This is a genomic window from Mycobacterium xenopi (assembly GCF_009936235.1).
Lineage (GTDB): Bacteria > Actinomycetota > Actinomycetes > Mycobacteriales > Mycobacteriaceae > Mycobacterium > Mycobacterium xenopi.
Genome location: NZ_AP022314.1, coordinates 4,785,372 through 4,805,483, shown reverse-complemented (window position 1 = coordinate 4,805,483; position 20,112 = coordinate 4,785,372). Strand labels below are relative to the sequence as shown.

Sequence of the window (20,112 nt, the reverse complement as noted above, 5' to 3'; positions counted from 1 at the left end):
CATCTGCCGCTAGATGCGGCCGAGTGGCTGTTCTTCGGCAGTCAAACACAGCGGGATACGGTCTGGCGTTTGTCGCCGCCGTGGTGGGATGTCGCGGTTGGCTAACGATTACGACTCGGAGCGGACTCGGGCTAGCGGACCAGGCGCGGCAATAACGCTGAGGCCGTGGCGATGCCGACTGCGGCCGCGACCACCAACACGGCGATGTCCGCCACCTTGAACCCCGGACCGATCAGCAGCGCCCGCAGGGCGTCGACTTCATAGCTGACCGGGTTGACCTTGCTGAGCAAGCGCAGCCATCTCGGCATCACGTCGACCGGGTAAAGCGCGTTCGACGCGAAGAACAACGGCATCGTGATGGCCTGACCGATGCCCATCAGGCGGTCGCGGTTACGTACCAAGCCAGCCAAAGTCATTGACAGACAAGCGAAAAACGCCGCACCTACTACGACGACCGCCATCGCTGCCAGCACACGCAGCGGATTGGCGGTCAAATGCACGCCCATCAGATACGCCAAGCCCAGCACTCCGATCACCTGCGCAACCGAGCGCACCCCCGCCGCAAACGACTTCCCGGCGACGAGCGCCGACGCCGGTGCGGGCGTCACCAACAATTTGGCGAGCACACCGGAGTCGCGATCCCAAATGATCTGTATCCCATAGAAAATCGCGATAAACAACGCCGACTGGGCGATGATGCCGGGAGCCAAGAACGCCAGGTAGGATACCGATCCGGTATCGATGACATGCAACTTGCTAAACGTCGTGCCGAAGATCAGTAGCCACAGGGCCGGCTGCACCATCCGCATGACCAACTCAGTGCGGTCGTGCTGCAGTTTCTGAAGTTCGACGACTGCGAAAGCGCTGACACGCGACCACATCCCGCGCAGCCGCTGCCAACCACGAGGAGCGCGGGCCAACTGACCGCCCGCGGTGCAATCAGCGGTGTAATCAACCGACACGACCCGCTACCCTTCTGATGGAACGGATTGCGCGCAGACCCTGCGAGGAGGTGTCGTCGTCCAGGCTGGAGCCTGCGTAATGCCGGAACACGTCTTCGAGCGTGGCATCGGATGAGACGCTCGATTTCAACTCGGTCGGCGTCCCGAGCGCACGCAGCTTGCCCCGGTGCATCAGCGCGACCCGGTCGCACAGCGAGTCGGCCTCCTCCATGTAATGGGTGGTGAGCAGCACGGTCATGCCGTACTCGTCCTGCAGGTTTCGCACCTGCGCCCACACGCTGTCACGAGCGATCGGATCCAGCCCGACGGTGGGTTCGTCAAGCATCAGCAGCGAGGGCCGGTTGACCAGCGCCTGCGCGAGTTCCAGCCGTCGCACCATGCCACCGGAGTAGGTGGCCGCCAGCCGGTGAGCGACGTCGAGCAACTGCATCGCGGCGAGCGCCGCGTCGACACGCACGGGGCGTTCGGCGCGTGGCACCCCGTACAGTCGCGCGAACCATTCCACGTTCTGCCGGCCCGTCAGCGCCGGCTCAATCGAAAGTTCCTGCGGCACATAGCCGATGTTGCAGCGAATGTCGACGGTGTTGGCTTGAGCGTCGAAGCCCAAGATGTGTAGCTCGCCATGCTGTACCGGGGCCAAGGTGGTGAGCATGCGCACCAGCGTCGTCTTTCCGGCGCCGTTGGGCCCCAGCAGACCCATCGTCTCGCCGGAGCGCACCTGCAGGGTGAAATCGTCGACGGCAGTGAACTGGCCGTAGCGATATGTCAGATTCCGGCAATCGACGGCGAGCATCGGTGATCGGCTCATGTTGATCTTTCCCGCATCATTTGGGTCATGTTCTCGAGGACCTCCAATCCCTCTGTCAGCGCAGCGATCTGGCGCTCGTCAAGCTCACCGAGTACGTCGGAAAGCACCGCCCGGCGCGCGGCGCGCGACGCATCGACCATCTGCTGCGCCGACTCCGTGAGCCACAACCTGCCGACGCGACGGTCGGCGGCGTCGACGGTGCGGACCAACAACTGCTGGGCGACCAGCTTGGACACCAGGGTGGACGCGGTGTTGGCCACCAGCCCGAGTTCGGCGGCGGCGAGGCTGACCGAAATCCCGGGGCGCTGTCCTACCAGCCACAACAACTCCGCCTGCGATTCGGTCAACCGCGCGGACGCGAATCCGTGGCCGGCGGATCGTCGAAGTTGGCGGCGAAACCGCCCGATCACGCGGCATACCTCGGAGCCCAGATCAGTGCGTGACTTCACTGCACCCATAATAGCTCTGTTTAGGAGCTATCTATTCGAGGCGGTGCAGCGCCACGCCGCTGAGAACGCCATCGTCCACCGTGGCGGTCATGTAGCTGCAGTACGGTTGGCGGCGCCGATCGGTGGGCGAGCCCGGATTCAGGAGCCGCAGGCCGGTGGCGGTCGTGGCATCCCACGGGATGTGGCTGTGCCCGAACACCAGGACGTCGGTGTCGGGGTAGCGCCGCGACATGCGCGTCTCCCGGCCCTTGGCGCTGCCGGTCTCATGCACGACCGTGAAACGCACGCCGTCGAGGATGACATCTGCTCGCTCCGGCAGCCGCGAGCGCAACGTGGCCCCGTCGTTGTTTCCCCAACACGCCACCAGCCGGCGCGCCCGAGCTTCGACTTCGTCGAGGAGTTGCGGGGCTGTCCAGTCCCCGGCGTGCACCACGACATCGGTTGCGGCGACCTCGTCCCACACCCGTGCGGGCAGGTCACGAGCCCGTTGCGGGATGTGGGTATCGGCGAGCAGTAAGAGCCTCACCCGCTCATCGTGCGCTATCCGCGGTTGCGCCGGGCTTCGGCACCGGTTTCGCCGGCATCCTCTTATGGCCCTTCTTTGCGGTCATGGTTGCGTCCTTCCGATGCCCGGAGATGCCGCACCTGCTGGCATCGGACTACCCGAACACCGACCAGCACGAAACATCGGTCAGGGACCGGCGCAGCTCCCCGCGCCAACGGTGGCACGATTCATACCAGCATTGTCGCCGGGCCTAGCAGAGGAGAACACCGCATGCGCACCTTCGAGTCAGTCGCCGAACTCGCCGCGGCCAAGGGCCAGACCATCGGCCGGAGCAACTGGGTGACCATCACTCAGCAAGAGGTCAACCTGTTCGCCGACGCGACCGGCGACCACCAGTGGATCCATGTGGACCCGGACAGGGCGGCCAAAGGGCCGTTCGGCACCACCATCGCGCACGGGTTCATGACGTTGTCGCTTCTTCCGCGCCTGCTGCATGAGATCTACGAGGTCAAGGGCATCAAGCTCGCCATCAACTACGGCCTGAACAAGGTGCGCTTTCCCGCGCCGGTGCCGGTGGGCTCGAAGATACGGGCGCAAAGCTCGCTGGTCGACGTCGCCGACGTCGGTGACGGCGCAGTGCAGGCCACGCTGTCGACAACCATCGAGATCGAGGGAGCAGCCAAGCCGGCCTGTGTGGCGGAAAGCATTGTCCGCTACGTTTCTTGAGCGCCTAGAATTCCGCGGCGGCGTGTTCGGTCGGCAAACGCTGAAACAGGAAAGCTGTTGACGCAGGCCCGTATTCGCGCAGCATGCGACGGCCGTCATTTGTCCGGCTCTAGACCCACCGGCTCGACTGCATCGGTCGTCGGTGTTTGCGGTTGGGTTCACCCGGCTGGGGCGACCTCTAGGCCCGTCAGCAACAAGGCCCGCACGATAGCCTTGCGGTTGTGACGATCGAGACCCGTCCCGCCCGCAAAGCCGATGTCCGTGGGTTGTCGCGGGTACTGGGACGAGCGTTCTACGACGATCCGGTGACCACCTGGATGCTGCCAGACGACAACGCGCGCTCCGCGCGATTGCCCGCGCTGTTCGCGACGCTGATCCGCCATCACCATCTCTCCGGCGGCGGCGTCGAGGTCGCCTGGGATGCTTCGGGCATCGGCGCGGCGGCGCTGTGGGATCCGCCAAACCGGTGGAAGCACTCGGCGCGCGAGCAGCTGGCGATGCTGCCCGCGCTGATCCGCACATTCGGCTTGCGGCTATCGGGTGCGCGCGACGCGATGGAACTCCTGCAGCATCACCATCCCGAGGAGCCGCACTGGTATCTGGCCGTCATCGGAAGCGACATCGCGGTCCGCGGCCGCGGATTCGGGCAGGCCCTGATGCGTTCACGGCTCGACCGCTGCGATGCCGAGCATGCTCCGGCCTATCTCGAGTCGAGCAAACCCGACAACGTACCCTATTACGAGCGTTTCGGCTTCACGGTCACCGGCGAGATCGTGCTCCCCGACGGCGGGCCGACCCTCTGGCCGATGTGGCGGGCGCCGAGATAACCGCTGCAATACCGCTGGAGCGCGGCCGTAACCGCGCTACCGTTGCCCCGTGCGATTCCACCGGAAGATCGCCTTCATCACCGGCGGCGCGACGGGGCTGGGCCGAGCGTTCGCCCGGGCGCTGACCGGTGAGGGGGCGAGCGTGGCAATCGCCGACATCGACCGCGCTGCCGCGGATCGCGCCGCCGCCGAACTGACCGCCGAAGGCGCCCGCGCGATCGCCGTGACCTGCGACGTCGCCGACGAACAGCAAGTCGACGCTGCCGTCGGCCTGGCCATCCAACAGCTGGGCGGCATCGACATCCTGATCAACAACGCCGGTCGTCACCTCACCAAGTACAACCAACCGTTTAGCGTGCTTTCGCGCGACGACATCCGTGAGTTGTTCGAAGTCAATGTAATCGGTGTTATCAATTGCACTCTGGCATGCCGAGATTCGATGCGGGAGCGAGGCGGCGGTGTCGTGCTGAACATTTCGTCGATGGCCGGCTTCATGAACGTCAGCCCGTATGGGGTGTCCAAGCTGGCGGTGCGGGGCTTGACCGTCGCCTTTGCTTCCGAACTGTCACCGGATCGGATTCGCGTCAACGCGATCGCGCCAGGCCTGACGAACACCGAGAATGCACTGGCCGACCTGCCCCATGGGCTGGTCGACGACATCGTTCGCGAACGTCAGCTCGTGCACCGGCTCGGCACCACGGACGACGTCGTGTCGGCGATGTTGTACCTGTGTTCAGACGACTCCTCCTTCATCACCGGTGAGACGCTGAAGGTCAGCGGCGGTTACCCGCTGAACTTCTAACCGCCCTCCGGCTGGTTTAGCGATCCGACACCAGGGGCAACCGTTGCCTATGGCTAGGGACAACGCCGAAGACCTCGTCGACCCGTCGGACTTCCCGGAGGAGGGCGGGCCTGGCCAGACGCTCAACCCGAGCGAGTCCACCGATTCCGACGAACTCCGTAACGCGGACGGCGACATCGTCGTCGATCCACCGGAGGCGTGGAGCGAGGCCGACAGGATCGAAACGACGGAAGGCCAAGAGCGCCAAAGCCCATCACTTGACGACAGGCTCGCCGCCGAGGAGCCCGATGTCCTCGACGACACCGTGGACGACGACGTCCGTTGCCGAGCGCATCGCGGCCAGGTGAGCGGGACTCCCGAGGACGGCGATTCGCTGTTCGAGGTTCCCGACGAGTGATCGGCTTCAGCGGGTGATCTGGTCGGCGGTGCGGTGCGACGAGCGGGTGGTGTCACGAAGCGTCGCCCGAAATTGCATCACCCGATACGGCCAACCGTGCGAGGTGTTCCACTGCGAGACCGCAAGACCCACACCCCCGGGCATATCGAGTCGCGAGCCGGGAAGAACGTATCCGCCGTACAGTTGCGCGACCCGGTTGATGGCGTGGTCCTCAGCCTCCCACGCCGAGCCGACGACCGGCCGTTGGAGTGGCGCGTCGTGCACCGCGGTGGGGGAGTCAAGCACCCGGTAGCCCAGCGCATAGTGTGACGACAGGAATCCGCCGAGAATCCATTTCCCGTCGGGGAGCCGGCGCAATGACAGCTCGCCCCAGGTTTCGTCGTGGGGCGTGAGCGGGGTCGGATCCTGGCCCCACGACCAGCGACCGTTGGCCGCACCCCACCCCGAATACTGGCGCGCATCTGCGATACCGCTCGGGCGAACGCGCCGCAAGATGATGCCCTTGTCGCGCTGAAAGCCGGTGGACACGACATATACCCAGTTGTCGTCGGGGTCGTAATCCCACGACCAGCACTGTGCGTAACCGTGGTGCAACTGCGCCGGGAACTTCGCGCGATTTCCCAAGTGCCGCCACGATATTCCGCTGTCGGCAGAGCTCCAGATCTCGGTCCAGACGACGTTGCCAAAACCGCTATTGACGATCGCGTGCAGATAAAGCGACTCGCCGACCCGCAGCAGGTCGGAGGGAATGACGGTGCTGATGCCGCGGCGGGCCGAGCCGCTGGTGTGGTGCACGTAATGCCAAAGCTGTCGCGCATAGTCGGGATCGTCGCCGCCGGCGCGCTGGTAGCTGATCGGATGGGTGGCGTCGCCGGTACCGATCAGGATCACCGGTGAACGCCAGTCGCCGTCACCAACCTTGGTGCCCGAGAAGGTGTCTCCAAACACCGACACCACCATGCCGTTGGGCGCGCACACCGACGCGCCGAGATCGGCGCACGTCATACCCCACCGGTCGGTGATCCCGGGGCCGGTGAGATCGGCCAGCTTGCCGGTTGGACGCCGCCGCGACGTCCCCATCCTCAGCGCGACCACGGGGTAACCGGGCGCTGCCTGCGCTCGCCGTCGACGATGACGTCCACCCGCTCGTCGAAGAAGGCGATCCGGTCGCGCACCGGCTCGGCGTCATGAAGGGGGTGGTGGTAGGTCCAGGCCAGATCGGCCGGACCGCCGGGCACGGAGAAGTACGACGCCCGACCCTTGTACGCGCAGTAGGTCACGGTATCGCTGGGCTCAAGCTCGACCGCCACATCGGCGGGTGGGAGATAGAACCGCACCGGCAGCAGCGTCTCGAACAGCAGCATCGGGCGCGACGATGCGGCCAGCAACCGGCCCTGCAACTCCAGCCGGACGTGGCGGGTGCTGGCCACGATGTCGATGCGTTTGAACGGGTCGTGCGGGTGCGCCACGATCGGCTCGTCTTCTTCCCGCCACTCGAACGCGCCGAAGTCAAGCACGACATAGTCGGCCAGATCGGGATCGTCTGGCCGGAACGCGGCCGCCGCGCGCCGCAAGTCGTCGACCACGACGTCGAACACCGCGCCAGGGCAGCTGTGCGCGGCGGACGCGACGGCGGGGTCCAGCAGCGGCTGGTCTCCCGGATGTGCCGCGGTTTCGACGTGCTCCAGCCGCGCCGAGAGATCCGAGACCGGCACGGCGTAGGTCGGCACCACCCGACGCGGCTCCCAGACCAGCAGCCCACGGCGGGTGTCGGCGACCAACTCGTCGTCGAGACAAACCCGCAGCCGCTTCTCGGTGGGTTCGTAGCGCAGCGACGCGAGCACGCCGCCGAGCAGGTCGCTCATCTTGGTGGCCATCGATTCATCATCGCCTCGGCGATGGAGTGCGGCTACCTCACGGGTTGCTGCGCCAACCGGCCACCCCGATGGCGATCATGCGCAACTGCTTGACCGCGATCCGTTTGATCTCTTCGAGCGCTTCGGCGCTGTGTGCGTCTTCGATGGCCTCTGCGATGACGATCATCGAGTTGACGAACAGCGTGGCCAGCACGTTGAGATCCTCGGTACTCCACGCGTTCAAGCCGGGAAATCGGGCGAGGTCGGTCGCGAGTTCTGAAGTGATGAGCCGGATTTCGGTGCGGATGGCATAGCGCAGGACGGTCATTCCGCTGGAGCGCTCGCGCCCGATGAAACGCCAGTGCTCCCGTCGGTCGGTGACGCTGGCGACCAGGATCTCCACCGAGGACTCGATGACCCGGTTGGGGTCCAGCTTGCCGGCGCGCGCGCCGCGCAGCATATCGCGCAGGGTGCGAAACGACTCGTCGATCAGCACCAGCCCGAGGGCCTCCATCGACTCGAAATGCCGGTAGAACGCCGCGGGCACGATCCCGGCTTCGCGGGTGACCTCTCGCAAGCTCAAGCTGCCGAAGCTGCGGTCGCCAAGCAGCTTGAGCGCGGCCGCGACGATGGCGCGACGCGTCGCCTCCTTGCGTTCTTCCCGGGAGGGACGTTCCCGGCCGCGGCCCTGGCCGGACCGGTGCGGCCGCGGATCAGGCGTACGGCTGTTCACCATGTGAAACCTAACACAGAGCCACGTAACTGCTTGACTACGGCCTCCGGTGTGGTCGTACGGTGTACATATGTTCACTGAAGTCCTGGCTCGGACAGCGCGGCACCGGCTGGTTGGTTCCGGCCTGGTTGACCTGCTTACCGGCCCGCACGGCATCGACCGCTACACCGAGCTGGTGGCGCCGACGTGGACGCTCGGCGAGGCGCGCGCCAAGGTCGTCGATGTCCGGCGGAGCACACCGCGCAGCGTCACGCTCACCCTCACCCCGAACGCCGCCTTCACCGCCGACGTCACGGCGGGCCAGTACGTCACCCTCGCCGTCGAGATCAACGGCCGCCGGCACACGCGCTGCTATTCGCCGGCCAATGCCGAGGGCGCCCGCCGTCTCGAGCTGACCATCGGGCGCCACGACGGCGGGCTAGTGTCGAACTACCTGTATGAGCGGGCCCGTCCCGGAATGGTGGTCGGTCTCGCCGGCGCCGGCGGCGATTTCGTGCTGCCGAGCCCACGGCCGCACCGAATTCTCTTCGTGTCTGGTGGCAGCGGCATCACACCGGTCATGGCGATGCTGCGCACGCTGCTAGCCGAGGGCCATGACGGCGAGCTCGCGTTCGTCCACTACGCGCGTAACCCCGGCGAGGCCTGCTACCGCGACGAGCTGGCCGCGATGACCGGGGTGCGCGTGCTGCACGGCTACACCCGCTCCGGTGCGGGCAACCTGCACGGTCGCTTCGGCCCCGAGCACCTGGCGGCCGCAATGCCGGCACCGGACGCGGTGTTCGTTTGCGGGCCAACCGCGTTGGTGGACGCGGTCCGCGAACTCTGCCCGAACGCCCGTGCGGAAAGCTTCGTGACGCCGACATTCGAGCCAGTGGAGCAAACGTCGGGCGGACGGATCACGTTTGCCGACAGCGGCATTGACATCGTCGGCGACGGGCGCCCGCTGCTCGCCCAGGCCGAAGCAGCCGGCCTGTCGCCCGAAAGTGGATGCCGGATGGGCATCTGCCACACCTGCACGCGCCGCAAAACCGCGGGCGCGGTGCGCAACCTGACCACCGGTGCGGTGTCGACTGCCCCCGACGAGGACGTGCAGATCTGCGTGTCCGTCCCTCTCGGCGACGTCGAACTGGCCCTATAAGCCCTAAGCCTGAATCCGTGGATGGGTGATTTCGTGTTGCCGTCGACGCGGTTGTTTTGGGATGCGGCCGAGTGTGGCGCGGTGGGGCGTGGGTGATCCGCTGGCCTGTACCAGCTTTCCTTTGGGTTCCTTGGGTCGGGCCTGGGATGGCGGGGCGGACAGGGCTTGGAAGGTGGGGTCAGGCGGCGCGGGGTTGCGCGATCGGGTAACCGATGACGTTGTGCCACAGGGCCTTCCATCTGGCTCGCCAATGCCAGTGGGCGGGTAGGTGCAGCATTGGTTTGCGGGCCGGGGCGGCGAAGCGGGCCGGGATGTTGATCAGGTCGCGGCGCAGGGTAGCCCCGCGGGCCACGGCATGGTGGCCACCGGCGAGGGTGCCGACGGCGCGCAGCAGGTTATGGGCGATCACCGCGCAGGCCAGCCAGGCGCAGTTGGCCGCGAACAGCCCCGACGGGATGTGTGCCAGTGGGCCGTCGATTAAATCGGCGAAGGTGGTTTCGATGATGGCGTGGCGTCGGTGGGTGATATCGGCCTGGTCGACCGGCAGCGCGGAGTTGGTGACAAACGGGTGATAGCGCCACACCGGAAACAACGCATCCAGGTGGCGGGCGTCTTTGACCCGGCGCACTACCAGCCGCACGGTCAGTGTTCGGCCGCGGGCCAGGCGCAGGGTGTAGGGGTTTCGGCGACCTGGGCATCGGAGATCAACGCCCCGGTGTCGGGGTCTTCGACCGCGCCCGGGTAGTGCACCGGGGTCCAGGCGGCCTCGTCGATGGCGGCGATCGCGGCGTTGATGCGCTTGTTGCGGCTGATCGACAGGGAGAATTCGGCGCCTCGCTGAATGCAGGTGGTGATCACTTTCTTGGTGCCAAACATTGAGTCGCCGCGCACCAGGATCGGCGCGTCGGGGTTGATCGCTTTCGCGGTGGTGATCGCCTGCTTGAGCTGGTATGCGGCACCGCGCCCGGAGGCGGCTTTGCCGCTCCGTAGCTGCGCCTCGGCGATCACCGGCGCGGCGGTCGCCGTGGAGATGGTGGTGATCTGTGGGGACAGGCCCAGCCGCAGCAGCGCGCGGCTGGCGATCTTGGCATGACCGAAGGAGGCGCCCTGCTTGGCGTGGCCGTAGACCGGGCGCAGCAGCGAGTCGATGTCCAAAAACATCCGCTCGTCGGCGCCAGCCAGCAGCGGGGTGCGCGCCGCCAGTGCGATCAGATGCTCGCGGGCCACTGCGGCGAGTTGTTTGGTATGCCCGAAGGTGAACTCGCGCAAAAAGATCCCCAACGTCGATGGGGCATATACCTCGTTGAACACCCGGGGTGTGCCGCCGGCGCGCAGCACATTGGCATCATCGATGCTGTCCGCGCCGCACATCATCCCGGCGACGATCGAGGTCAGCTTGCCAGCCGGGTTGACCGCGCCGGACTTCACCCGAGTCGACGGCAGATCCACGCGCTCGTTGATCAATTCCGAAAGACCGGTCTGCTCAGCCAGTTCCAGCACTGGCACCAACCCGGCCGCCGACAGCAGATTCTGCTCGTCAAACACCGCCGATCCGGTGGTGAACGTATACGATGAGTGCATCGAAAGTGCCTTCCCGGACTATGGACAAATGCGGCCTCAGCACTCGTATTGTCCCAGTTCAGAAGGCATTTTCGCTGTTCACACGCCGATCAAATCACCGGAACCATCCACGGATTTAGGCTAAGGAGAAGTCGTGTCACAACCCACGATCACCCTCACGCCCGACCAGGCCGAGGCCCTCGGCCGCGAACTCGACGCCATCAAGGAACGCGTCATGGCTGACCTCGGTGAACGCGACGCCGCCTACATCCGCCGGGTCATCAAGGCCCAACGCGTGCTCGAAATAGGCGGCCGTGCCGTGCTGTTCGCAGGGATTGTGCCGCCGGCTTGGCTGGCGGGCACCGCGATGCTGGCGTTGTCGAAAATCCTGGACAACATGGAAATCGGGCACAACGTCATGCACGGCCAGTACGACTGGATGCGTGACCCGTCGATCTCGGGTCGTAGCTTCGAATGGGACACCGCGTGCCCGGCAGATCAATGGCGGCACTCACACAACTACATGCACCACACCCACACCAACATCGTTGGGATGGACCGGGATATCGGCTACGGCATCCTGCGAATGAGCGAAGGTCAGCGTTGGCATCCGTACTACCTGGGTAACCCCGTCTACGCATTCCTGCTGATGGTGCTATTCCAATATGGCGTCGCGCTTCATGAGCTGGAAACCGAACGCATTCGTGCCGGCGAGATCTCGCTGGCCGACAAGCGCGAGACATTGGAAGGGATCTGGCGCAAGACGCGTCGTCAACTGCTGAAGGACTACGTCGCCTTCCCGCTGCTGGCCGGGCCGTTTGCGCCGTTGGTCTTCGCCGGCAACATGTCGGCCAACCTGATCCGCAACGTCTGGTCGTACATGATCATCTTCTGCGGACACTTCCCCGACGGTGCGCAGGAATTCTCCATCGAAGAGACACGGGATGAGTCTCGCGGCATGTGGTACTTGCGGCAGATACTGGGCTCGGCAAACTTGACCGGTGGCAGGCTCTTTCATCTGCTGTCCGGCAACTTGTCGCACCAGATCGAGCACCACCTGTTTCCGGACATGCCCGCGCGCCGCTACGCAGAGATCGCACCCGAGATACGCGAGATCTGCGCACGGTACGGTATCCCGTACAACAGCGGGCCGCTGCTGCGCCAGTTCGGCACCGTGGTGCGCAAGATCGTCAAGCTGGCCTTCCCGCCGAAAGGCGCCCAACAGGACGTCGTCGACGACGAGGAACGGGCAGCCGCCTAACCGTCGCGGCCTGGGTCGGGCTGCCACGACGAATAGGCAAGTGCGGTGAGGGCTTCCGCGGTCCGCTCACAGAACTTGTCCACGTCGCGCAGCCCGACCGTCAATGCCCGGATGGCGGTGGACGCCACCAAAAGGTCGAACACCGCGTCGGCGCGCTCCTCGAGCCCGTCGGCGGCCAGCAGCTCGACGAGCTGGGCGCGCACATCCTCTTCGCTGCGCGATACCAGGCGCTCGTAGAGTGTTTCGTCGCGGTGATAGGCCACCAGCAGGCCAGGGATGGCCGCGCGGGTGACCGGGTCGGCCAACTGGACCAGGAATGCCTCCACCCACGCCCGCAGGTCGGCGTAGAGATTACCGGTCGCCGCGGGCAGCGGCGCGGGCTGTGTGTGACCGAACGCGGCATCCTCGATCAGCGCCTCCCGGCGAGGCCAACGGCGGTAGATCGTCGGCGCGCCGACCCCGGCGCGCCGGGCCACCGCGGCGATCGTCGTTCGCTGATAGCCGACCTCCACCAGCAGCTGTCGAGTGGCGGCAAGCACGTCGCGATCCTTCTGTGGGTCGCGGGGGCGTCCGGGGGCTGCGGGCTGGGGTTTCACACCGCAAACCTACTCTAGTTTTATTACGTGGCATGCTCTAACGTAATCCCCTATGTTGACGTCCCATGACGAGCTGCTGTGCCACCAGCTGTCCACCACTTTCGACCACGTCTCGCAGAGCGACCTGCGCTGGACCGAGCGCATCGTGATGTACGGATTCGACAAGTCCGGCGACATCAACGTGATGACCGGTCTGGCTCGCTACCCCAACCGCAACGTCACCGATGCCTACGCGATGGTGACCCGACGCGGTGGACAGACCACCGTGGTGCGCATGTCGACCGAACTGCGACCCGACACCGCGGAATTGGGCACCTACACGGTGGGGCCGTTCACCTACACGATCGAAGAACCGCTGCGGTGTGTGCGAGCGGTGTTGGGCCCCAACGACCATGGCCTGAGCCTGGATCTACGGTTACGCGGCCAGTTTCCCGTCTACGAGCAGACGCCGGCTTTTCACCGCAGCCGGGGCCGGGTCATCGAGGACGCACGCCGCTTCTATCAGAATGGCGAATTGGAAGGCTGGATCGAAGTCGGCGACGAGCGCATCGACATCGATCCGCAGCGCTGGTGGTTCGGCCGCGATCACTCGTGGGGTGTGCGCCACGGCCCGGGCGGCGGCAGCCTACCGGAAGGCACCGAATTGCAGCCCGCCGAGATTCCCGACGGCGTGCTGTATTACATGGGCATTTTTCAGTTCGATGACGAGCTGGTGCATTTCGCGCAGCGCGAGACCAGCGCCGGCGAACGCTGGCAATTCGAGGGTGAGCTGCTGTATCCGATCGACAGCGGCCATGAACCGGGCAAGATCATCGACGTCGAGCACGATCTGAAGTTCCGTGACGAGCTGCGCGTCATTCGCTCCGGCACCTTCACCATCCACCGGGGTGACCGCAGCACGAGCACCATCGACGTCACTCCGCTGTGTGACTTTTGGCCTGGCCTGGCCGGTTACATGGAGGTCAACGGTTACGCCTCCGGTTACTGGCGCGGAACGGATTTCATCGATGGCTACACCGTCGACACCGGCGACCTGGCTGTGATCCGACCGGTGAGCATGCTCAGCGAAACACTGTGTGAAGTCCGCATGGACGGCAAGGTCGGGCATGGCCTGGTCGAAATGGTGTTCATGGGTGCCTACCCCCGTTACGGGTACACGGGTTGGTAACCGTGGCGCGGTTGACCGCCGAAGAACTACCGCTGGCGCTGGAACCCGTTGTGCGAAAGATGATTCCAGGCGGCGACTCGGCACGCATCGTCAATTGGCGACGAGCCGAGGGCGGCTATTCCACCGAGACATACCTGTTCGACGTTGTCGGATTGAGCGCTCCGTCGAGTGTTGGCCTGGTGTTTCGCCGTCCTCCCGACCACGCGATACTTCCCGGCTACGACCTGCGCCGACAGTTCCTGACCATGCAGCGACTGGCCGGCTCACCGGTCCCAGTGCCGACCGTGCGCTGGATCGACGCCGACGGCACCGCGCTGGGCACGCCGTATTTCGTGATGGACCGTATTGACGACGTTGTCACCGTCAGCGACGTGCCCCCTTATCAGCAGGCGGGCATCTTCGCCGACACCGACGACGAGGGCCGCGCTGCGCTGTGGAATGGCTGCCTGGACATCATCGCGAAGGTCCACGCCATAGATCCGGACCGCTATCGGTTGGGGTTTCTAGCGTTGTCGCAGTTCGGGAGCACACCACCGCAGCGGCTGGCCAATTTCCTTCGCTACGCGCTGAATTGGGCCAGCGGGGACGCGCCGCTGCATCCGGTGTTTACCCGGGCGCTCGATTGGCTCGACGCGCATCTGTACACCCCGGAGCGGGTCACGTTGTGCTGGGGCGATAGTCGGATGTCCAATGTGCTCTACCGTCGCGACTTCACGCCGGTCGCCGCGCTCGACTGGGAGATCGCCTATGTGGGAGATCCCGCCGGCGACGTCGCGTGGATGCTGATGACCGACTGGATATCCAGCCCCTTCGAGGGGCATGCACCGGCCCCCGGCACGCCGGGCCGAGAGGAAACCCTCGAGCGCTACCAGCGACTGACCGGACATCGGCTGACCAACATGCGGTTCGCCGATGTGACGTCGGCGCTGCTGCTGGCCGTGGCGATGATCCGGTTGAACGCCAAGCTTGCGATGGACGGGGTGGACCTGGCCGAAATTTGCGCGCAGCGTGTCGAGTTTGTGCTCGGCGGGGACTGATTTCGGCTATCTTGTCGCCACATGGTCAGCTTGCCAGCTCTAGAGGGGGTCGAGCACCGGTTCATCGACGTAGCTGATGAGGTGACAATCCACGTCGCCGATGCCGGCCCCGCCGACGGGCCGGCGGTGATGCTGGTGCACGGCTTTCCGCAGAATTGGTGGCAGTGGCACAGCTTGATCGACCCGCTAGCCGCCGACGGTTACCGGGTGTTGTGTCCCGATCTGCGCGGCGCGGGATGGAGTTCAGCACCGCGTTCGCTGTACCGCAAAGACGAGATGGCAGACGATCTTGCCGCTGTTGTTGACCGGTTGGATGTTGGGAAGGTGAAGGTGGTCGCCCACGACTGGGGCGGCCCCGTGGCGTTCATTATGATGCTGCGCCACCCGGCGAAGGTGGACGGATTCTTCGGACTGAACACTTTGGCGCCGTGGCCCAGTCGCGACCTTGCCACAATCTCGAATATGTGGCGGTTGTGGTATCAAATCCCGATCGCGCTCCCGGTCATCGGGCCACGGGTGATCGGCGACCCCAAGGCTCGCTACTTCCGAATGCTGGTGTCGTGGGTCGGCGGGGTTTTCGCCGCCCGACGACGACTTTTGGTTCTATGTCGAGCTGATGCGCGAGCCTGGGCACGCCGTCGCCGGGTCGCGGTGGTACCGCACCTTCCAGACCAGGGAGATGCTGAGTTGGCTACGCGGTGCGTATGAGCCGAAAAACAGTGAGCAGCTGAGCATTCCGATCCGCTGGCTGCATGGCACCGCCGACCCTGTCATCAGGCCGCAGTTGCTGCGCGGATATGCCAAGCGAGCAAGCAATTTCGAACTCGAACTCGTCGACGGAGTCGGGCACTGGATCGTCGAACAGCGTCCCGATTTGGTGCTCGACCGCGTCCGCAAGTTCGTCAAGGTGTGAACAACCTTGCACCACCGCCGTTGGTGCAGCGAAATATGCGCTTTCGCAGCGCTTTTCGGTGGGCCTCTGCGGATCGATTCAGGATCGCAGTGGGCACGCAACGGCGGCCGGGGAAGTTGTCCGTTTCACTGCCGCGGGCCGAGCAGTGCTACCGAGGCGTCGACGGCAGGTTCGACGATCTGGCGGATGTCGTGACCGTCTTCGACCGCGAGCGCGGTGAGTTCCCGCAGCCCGCCCAGCAATATCACCGCCAATGGCGGGGTCAGCGGCGGCAGGCCGGCTCGGCGAAACCCGAGACTGCCGCTGAGATCGACCAGCAGGTTGGTCAACAGTTCTAACCCTCGGCGCTGCACCGGCCGCGCCGCTGCGCCGAGGGACGGAAGCTCGCGAATCCAACTCAACGCGATGGCCGGCCGAGATTCGATGCTGCCGACGTAGGCGTCGACCGCCTGACGGATCTGGCGATGCCAGTCCGCCTCGGGGTCGACCGCCGCCCGGATCTCCTCACTGAGCCGTTCGCTGTCGGCGCGCAGCAACTCCAAAAAGCATTGCTCTTTGCTGACGAACCGGTCGTAGAACGTGCGTTTTGACGTGCGCGCATGCCGGACGATGTCGGCCACCGTGGTCGCGCGGTATCCCCGTTCGCCAATCGAGGTGGCGAGGCCGTCGAGCAGCCGGCGCCGAAATGGATCGATGTCGAGCGGAGACGCGTCGTCGGCCACAGCTGACACGTCGGCGCTCCTCTCGAATTCTCCCTTGCCAGAGTTTGGTACCAAAGAGTACCGTACCCGATGAGCCTCTGGTACACCGCAGTACCACGCGGACCTTGGGAGCGCATCACCATGAGCGACGCCGTCACCGTTGGCACCCATGCGGCAGCAGCACCGCCCACGATCAACCTGCCACCCGCGGTACGAATCCCGAAGACATTCCTCGGAATTGCATTCGCGACGTCGCGGCGATGGACCATACAGCAACTGGTGCCGCGATACGGCAACACCTTCACGCTCACCATGCCGATCTGGAGGCACACCGTGGTGGTCGCCGACCCGCAGCTGGCCAAGCAGGTATTCACCACCAGCCCCGAACAGCTCGGCAATATCCAACCCAATCTGAGTCGGCTGCTTGGCTCCGGATCAGTGTTCGCGCTCGACGGCGACGACCACCGACGGCGCCGGCGTCTGCTGGCTCCACCGTTTCATGGCAAGAGCGTCAAGAATTTCGAGAAGATCATCGAAGAAGAGACCCTGCGTGAGACCGAAAGCTGGCCCGAACACAAGGAATTCCCCACGCTGCCCTCGATGATGCGCATCACGCTCAACGCCATCCTGCGGGCGGTATTCGGCGCCGGTGGCACCGAATTCGACGAGCTGCGACACCTGATCCCGCCCTGGGTCACCCTGGGCTCACGACTGGCAGCACTGCCAAAACCCGCCCGGACCTATGGCCGCTACAGCCCCTGGGGGCGGCTGGCCGAGCGACGGCGGAAGTACGACCTCGTCATCGACAAGCTGATCGAGGCTGAGCGGGCCGACCCGAACTTCGAGGACCGCACCGACATCCTTGCGCTCATGCTGCGCAGCACGTACGAGGATGGCTCAGCCATGTCCCGCAAAGACATTGGTGATGAGCTACTGACGCTGTTGGCCGCCGGACACGAAACCACTGCGGCTACGCTGGGCTGGGCGTTCGAGCGGCTGAGCCGACATCCCGACGTGCTCGCGCAGCTGGTGGAGGAAGCCGATACCGACAACAACGAGTTGCGCCAGGCGGCGATCCTCGAGGTGCAGCGCAATCGGACCGTCATCGACTTTGCCGGTCGGCACGTCTATGCTCCCGCGTACCAGCTGGGCGAATGGGTTATCCCCCGGGGCTACTCGATCGTCGTCGCAATCTCGCAGATACACGACGACCCCGACGTGTTCCCCGATCCGGAGCGTTTCGACCCGCAGCGTTACCTCGGCACGAAGCCGCCCACCTTCGCCTGGATCCCGTTCGGCGGCGGTACACGGCGCTGCGTCGGCGCGGCATTTGCCAACATGGAGATGGACGTTGTGCTGCGAACTGTGTTGCGGCAGTTCACTATTGAAACGACGACAACTCCCGGTGAAAAGTGGCACGCGCGCGGTGTCGCCTTCACCCCCAAGCGTGGCGGCCGCATCGTCGTACATCGCCGCTAAGCCACCCCTGCCGAGCAGACGCAAAATCGCGTTTTCTCAACGCAATTGGGCGATTTTGCGTCTGCTCGGCCAGCTACTCGACCGCGGCCCGTCGGGGCAGCTTCCAATTCGGGCGCGGGTAGTGGCAGGTGTAGCCGTTGGGGTAGCGCTCCAGGTAGTCCTGATGCTCGGGTTCGGCCTCCCAGAACTCGGCGGCCGGGCTGACCTCGGTCACGACCTTGCCCGGCCATAGGCCGGATGCGTCGACGTCGGCGATGGTGTCCAGCGCGATCTTCTTCTGCTCGTCGTCGAGGTAGAAGATCGCCGAGCGATAGCTGGTGCCGACGTCGTTGCCCTGCCGGTTCTTGGTCGTCGGGTCGTGGATTTGGAAGAAGAACTCCAGCAGCGTGCGGTAGTCGGTGCGCGCCGGGTCGTAGACGATCTCGATCGCCTCGGCATGACCGGGGTGGTTGCGGTAGGTGGGGTTGGCGTTCTGCCCGCCGGTGTAGCCGACGCGGGTCGAGACCACGCCGGGCTGTTTACGGAACAGATCCTGCATGCCCCAAAAGCAGCCGCCCGCCAGAATCGCCTTCTTCGTACTCGTCATGTTCAGCCTCCTTCATCCGAGCATAGGAAGTGCTCGACAAATCCAGGTAGAACGTGTTCTAGTTTTGACGTGACGACTCAGCCGTTCAGCCGCGACGAACTGGCCGCCGCGTTCAACGCCTACGAGCAGACCGTGGCCCGCGCCGCCGAAACCCGCGACTGGAACGCCTGGGTGCAGCAGTACACACCCGACGTCGAGTACGTCGAGCACGCGGCGGGCACCATGCGGGGCCGCGACGAGGTGCTGGCTTGGATCCGCAAGACGATGTCGACGTTTCCGGGCAGTCACATGGTCGCGTTTCCGGCGCTGTGGTCGGTCATCGACGAGCCGACCGGCAGGATCATCTGCGAACTGGACAACCCGATGAAAGATCCCGGCGACGGCACCGTCATCAGCGCGACCAACATCACGATCCTCACCTACGCCGGCGACGGCTTGTGGTGTCGTCAAGAAGACATCTACAACCCGCTGCGCTTTGTCCGCGCCGCGATGAAATGGTGCAAGAAGGCTGAGCAGCTCGGCACGCTTGACGAGGACGCAGCGCGCTGGATGCGCCAGTACGGAGGTGACAAATGAGTGCGGCGCCCAAGCTGGTGATCGGCGCCAACGGCTTCCTGGGGTCACACGTCACCCGACAGCTTGTCGCCGACGGCGCCGACGTCCGGGTGATGGTGCGGCCCACCGCCAACACCCGCAGCATCGACGACCTAGCGGTCACCCGCTTCGAGGGCGATATCTTCGACACCCCCACGCTGCGCGCCGCAATAAACGGCTGTGCCGACGTGTACTACTGCGTCGTCGACACCCGCGCGTGGCTGCGCGACCCCGCGCCGCTATTCCGCACCAACGTCGAAGGCCTCCGCAACGTCCTCGACGTCGCCAAAGACGCGGATCTGCACAGGTTCGTCTTCACCAGCACCTACGCGACCGTGGGCCGACGTCGTGGCCACGTGGCCACCGAAGACGATCAGATCCGCCGTCGCGGCCTGACCGCGTATGTCCAATCACGGGTGCAGGCCGAGGATTTGGTGCTGCGGTACGCCTCTGAGCACGCGCTCCCCGCGGTCGCGATGTGCGTGTCGACGACCTACGGCAGCGGTGATTGGGGCCGCACCCCACATGGCGCCTTCATCGCCGGCGCGGTGTTCGGCAAGCTGCCCTTTCTGATGGACGGCATCGAGCTGGAAGTGGTCGGCGTCGACGACGCTGCCCGAGCGTTGATATTGGCCGCTGAACGCGGGCGCAACGGCGAAAGATACCTTGTGTCGGAACGGATGATGCCGCTGAAGGACGTCGTGCGGATCGCCGCCGACGAAGCCGGCGTGCCACCGCCGCGACGGTCGATCCCGGTACCGGCGCTCTACGCCCTGGGGGCCCTGGGCAGTCTGAAGGCTCGGCTCACCGGTAAAGACGCGGAACTGAGCCTGCAGTCGGTGCGGATGATGCGCTCCGAAGCGCCGGTAGACCACAGCAAGGCGGTTCGCGAATTAGGTTGGCAGCCAAGGCCGGTCGAGGAATCGATCCGTGAAGCCGCGCGGTTCTGGATGGCGCTGCGCGACGCCAAGGGCAAGAGCGCGGCTGCGAGCTGACTACCCGTACTACCGTCAC

23 protein-coding genes and 1 pseudogene are annotated in these 20,112 nt (G+C 65.3%); 13 read left to right on the top strand and 11 right to left on the bottom strand.

Annotated features, from left to right (window positions below; genetic code table 11):
- Nucleotides 1-131: 131 nt before the first annotated feature.
- From MYXE_RS23070 to MYXE_RS23055, 4 genes are all read right to left on the bottom strand, one after another.
- Entirely contained in the window at nucleotides 132-881 is a 750-nt protein-coding gene (locus tag MYXE_RS23070; protein ID WP_112650239.1) for an ABC transporter permease, read from the bottom strand.
- A gap of 70 nt (nucleotides 882-951) precedes the next feature.
- On the bottom strand, nucleotides 952-1,770 hold the full coding sequence (locus MYXE_RS23065) for an ATP-binding cassette domain-containing protein (RefSeq protein ID WP_085194533.1): 819 nt from the start codon (nucleotides 1,768-1,770) through the stop codon (nucleotides 952-954).
- Nucleotides 1,767-2,228, bottom strand: coding sequence for a MarR family winged helix-turn-helix transcriptional regulator (locus MYXE_RS23060; protein WP_003921406.1), 462 nt, complete (start codon nucleotides 2,226-2,228; stop codon nucleotides 1,767-1,769). Before MYXE_RS23060 ends, MYXE_RS23065 begins: the two co-directional genes overlap by 4 nt.
- Nucleotides 2,229-2,250: 22 nt before the next feature.
- The gene (locus MYXE_RS23055; protein ID WP_003921408.1) at nucleotides 2,251-2,745 is read right to left on the bottom strand and encodes a metallophosphoesterase family protein; all 495 of its coding nucleotides are present in this window, start codon (nucleotides 2,743-2,745) and stop codon (nucleotides 2,251-2,253) included.
- 249 nt (nucleotides 2,746-2,994) lie between these two features.
- On the opposite strand from MYXE_RS23055, the gene MYXE_RS23050 reads away from it, so the two are divergent.
- From MYXE_RS23050 to MYXE_RS23035, 4 genes are all read left to right on the top strand, one after another.
- A complete protein-coding gene (locus MYXE_RS23050; protein WP_003921410.1) occupies nucleotides 2,995-3,450 on the top strand; it encodes a MaoC family dehydratase in 456 nt (151 codons plus the stop codon).
- 221 nt (nucleotides 3,451-3,671) lie between these two features.
- Nucleotides 3,672-4,277 (top strand): GNAT family N-acetyltransferase, encoded by a 606-nt coding sequence (locus tag MYXE_RS23045; protein WP_085194531.1) that lies wholly within the window; start codon nucleotides 3,672-3,674, stop codon nucleotides 4,275-4,277.
- A gap of 49 nt (nucleotides 4,278-4,326) precedes the next feature.
- Entirely contained in the window at nucleotides 4,327-5,079 is a 753-nt protein-coding gene (locus MYXE_RS23040; protein ID WP_003921412.1) for an SDR family NAD(P)-dependent oxidoreductase, read from the top strand.
- A gap of 49 nt (nucleotides 5,080-5,128) precedes the next feature.
- Nucleotides 5,129-5,476 carry a hypothetical protein gene (locus MYXE_RS23035; protein WP_003921415.1) on the top strand — a complete coding sequence of 116 codons (348 nt, stop codon included), beginning with the start codon at nucleotides 5,129-5,131 and terminating at the stop codon, nucleotides 5,474-5,476.
- Nucleotides 5,477-5,482: 6 nt separating this feature from the next.
- On the opposite strand, the gene MYXE_RS23030 is transcribed toward MYXE_RS23035, so the two are convergent.
- The 3 genes from MYXE_RS23030 to MYXE_RS23020 are packed head-to-tail and all read right to left on the bottom strand — an operon-like array spanning nucleotide 5,483 to nucleotide 8,065.
- Complete coding sequence (locus MYXE_RS23030; RefSeq protein WP_085194589.1) at nucleotides 5,483-6,556, bottom strand: DUF4185 domain-containing protein; 1,074 nt, start codon at nucleotides 6,554-6,556, stop codon at nucleotides 5,483-5,485.
- 2 nt (nucleotides 6,557-6,558) lie between these two features.
- Complete coding sequence (locus MYXE_RS23025; RefSeq protein WP_085194529.1) at nucleotides 6,559-7,353, bottom strand: DUF427 domain-containing protein; 795 nt, start codon at nucleotides 7,351-7,353, stop codon at nucleotides 6,559-6,561.
- Between the two features lie 37 nt (nucleotides 7,354-7,390).
- Entirely contained in the window at nucleotides 7,391-8,065 is a 675-nt protein-coding gene (locus tag MYXE_RS23020) for a TetR family transcriptional regulator (protein WP_085194587.1), read from the bottom strand.
- A 70-nt stretch (nucleotides 8,066-8,135) separates the two neighbouring features.
- Here MYXE_RS23020 and MYXE_RS23015 point away from each other — a divergent pair, with 70 nt between their 5' ends.
- On the top strand, nucleotides 8,136-9,203 hold the full coding sequence (locus MYXE_RS23015; RefSeq protein WP_085194527.1) for a ferredoxin reductase: 1,068 nt from the start codon (nucleotides 8,136-8,138) through the stop codon (nucleotides 9,201-9,203).
- A 178-nt stretch (nucleotides 9,204-9,381) separates the two neighbouring features.
- On the opposite strand, the pseudogene MYXE_RS23010 reads toward MYXE_RS23015, so the two are convergent.
- Nucleotides 9,382-10,784 (bottom strand): annotated as a pseudogene (locus MYXE_RS23010) (IS1380 family transposase).
- A gap of 133 nt (nucleotides 10,785-10,917) precedes the next feature.
- On the opposite strand from MYXE_RS23010, the gene MYXE_RS23005 reads away from it, so the two are divergent.
- Nucleotides 10,918-12,024 (top strand): fatty acid desaturase family protein, encoded by a 1,107-nt coding sequence (locus MYXE_RS23005; protein ID WP_003921420.1) that lies wholly within the window; start codon nucleotides 10,918-10,920, stop codon nucleotides 12,022-12,024.
- Here MYXE_RS23005 and MYXE_RS23000 read toward each other — a convergent pair.
- Complete coding sequence (locus tag MYXE_RS23000; RefSeq protein ID WP_085195422.1) at nucleotides 12,021-12,620, bottom strand: TetR/AcrR family transcriptional regulator; 600 nt, start codon at nucleotides 12,618-12,620, stop codon at nucleotides 12,021-12,023. The genes MYXE_RS23005 and MYXE_RS23000 overlap by 4 nt on opposite strands.
- Nucleotides 12,621-12,672: 52 nt before the next feature.
- On the opposite strand from MYXE_RS23000, the gene MYXE_RS22995 reads away from it, so the two are divergent.
- Genes MYXE_RS22995 through MYXE_RS24815 form a run of 4 tightly spaced genes read left to right on the top strand, consistent with a single transcriptional unit; the run spans nucleotide 12,673 to nucleotide 15,738 of the window.
- On the top strand, nucleotides 12,673-13,788 hold the full coding sequence (locus MYXE_RS22995) for a hypothetical protein (RefSeq protein ID WP_085195420.1): 1,116 nt from the start codon (nucleotides 12,673-12,675) through the stop codon (nucleotides 13,786-13,788).
- 2 nt (nucleotides 13,789-13,790) lie between these two features.
- Nucleotides 13,791-14,825 (top strand): phosphotransferase family protein, encoded by a 1,035-nt coding sequence (locus MYXE_RS22990; protein WP_003921423.1) that lies wholly within the window; start codon nucleotides 13,791-13,793, stop codon nucleotides 14,823-14,825.
- Nucleotides 14,826-14,846: 21 nt separating this feature from the next.
- Nucleotides 14,847-15,533 (top strand): alpha/beta fold hydrolase, encoded by a 687-nt coding sequence (locus MYXE_RS22985; RefSeq protein WP_232061685.1) that lies wholly within the window; start codon nucleotides 14,847-14,849, stop codon nucleotides 15,531-15,533.
- The gene (locus MYXE_RS24815) at nucleotides 15,505-15,738 is read left to right on the top strand and encodes an alpha/beta fold hydrolase (protein ID WP_232061684.1); all 234 of its coding nucleotides are present in this window, start codon (nucleotides 15,505-15,507) and stop codon (nucleotides 15,736-15,738) included. The genes MYXE_RS22985 and MYXE_RS24815 overlap by 29 nt, the downstream gene beginning before the upstream one ends.
- Nucleotides 15,739-15,863: 125 nt before the next feature.
- Here the strand turns inward: MYXE_RS24815 and MYXE_RS22980 are convergent, their stop codons facing one another.
- On the bottom strand, nucleotides 15,864-16,469 hold the full coding sequence (locus MYXE_RS22980) for a TetR/AcrR family transcriptional regulator (RefSeq protein ID WP_085195418.1): 606 nt from the start codon (nucleotides 16,467-16,469) through the stop codon (nucleotides 15,864-15,866).
- A 111-nt stretch (nucleotides 16,470-16,580) separates the two neighbouring features.
- Between MYXE_RS22980 and MYXE_RS22975 the strand changes: the two genes are divergently transcribed.
- The gene (locus MYXE_RS22975; protein ID WP_085195416.1) at nucleotides 16,581-17,918 is read left to right on the top strand and encodes a cytochrome P450; all 1,338 of its coding nucleotides are present in this window, start codon (nucleotides 16,581-16,583) and stop codon (nucleotides 17,916-17,918) included.
- Between the two features lie 73 nt (nucleotides 17,919-17,991).
- Here MYXE_RS22975 and msrA read toward each other — a convergent pair whose 3' ends face one another.
- Nucleotides 17,992-18,504: a peptide-methionine (S)-S-oxide reductase MsrA gene (gene msrA, locus MYXE_RS22970; protein WP_003921428.1), complete on the bottom strand. Its 513-nt coding sequence runs from the start codon at nucleotides 18,502-18,504 to the stop codon at nucleotides 17,992-17,994.
- A 69-nt stretch (nucleotides 18,505-18,573) separates the two neighbouring features.
- Between msrA and MYXE_RS22965 the strand changes: the two genes are divergently transcribed.
- Together MYXE_RS22965 and MYXE_RS22960 are read left to right on the top strand one after the other, a co-directional pair.
- Nucleotides 18,574-19,080: a nuclear transport factor 2 family protein gene (locus MYXE_RS22965; protein ID WP_003921429.1), complete on the top strand. Its 507-nt coding sequence runs from the start codon at nucleotides 18,574-18,576 to the stop codon at nucleotides 19,078-19,080.
- Nucleotides 19,077-20,093, top strand: coding sequence for an NAD-dependent epimerase/dehydratase family protein (locus MYXE_RS22960; protein ID WP_085195414.1), 1,017 nt, complete (start codon nucleotides 19,077-19,079; stop codon nucleotides 20,091-20,093). Before MYXE_RS22965 ends, MYXE_RS22960 begins: the two co-directional genes overlap by 4 nt.
- Nucleotides 20,094-20,112: the final 19 nt, after the last annotated feature.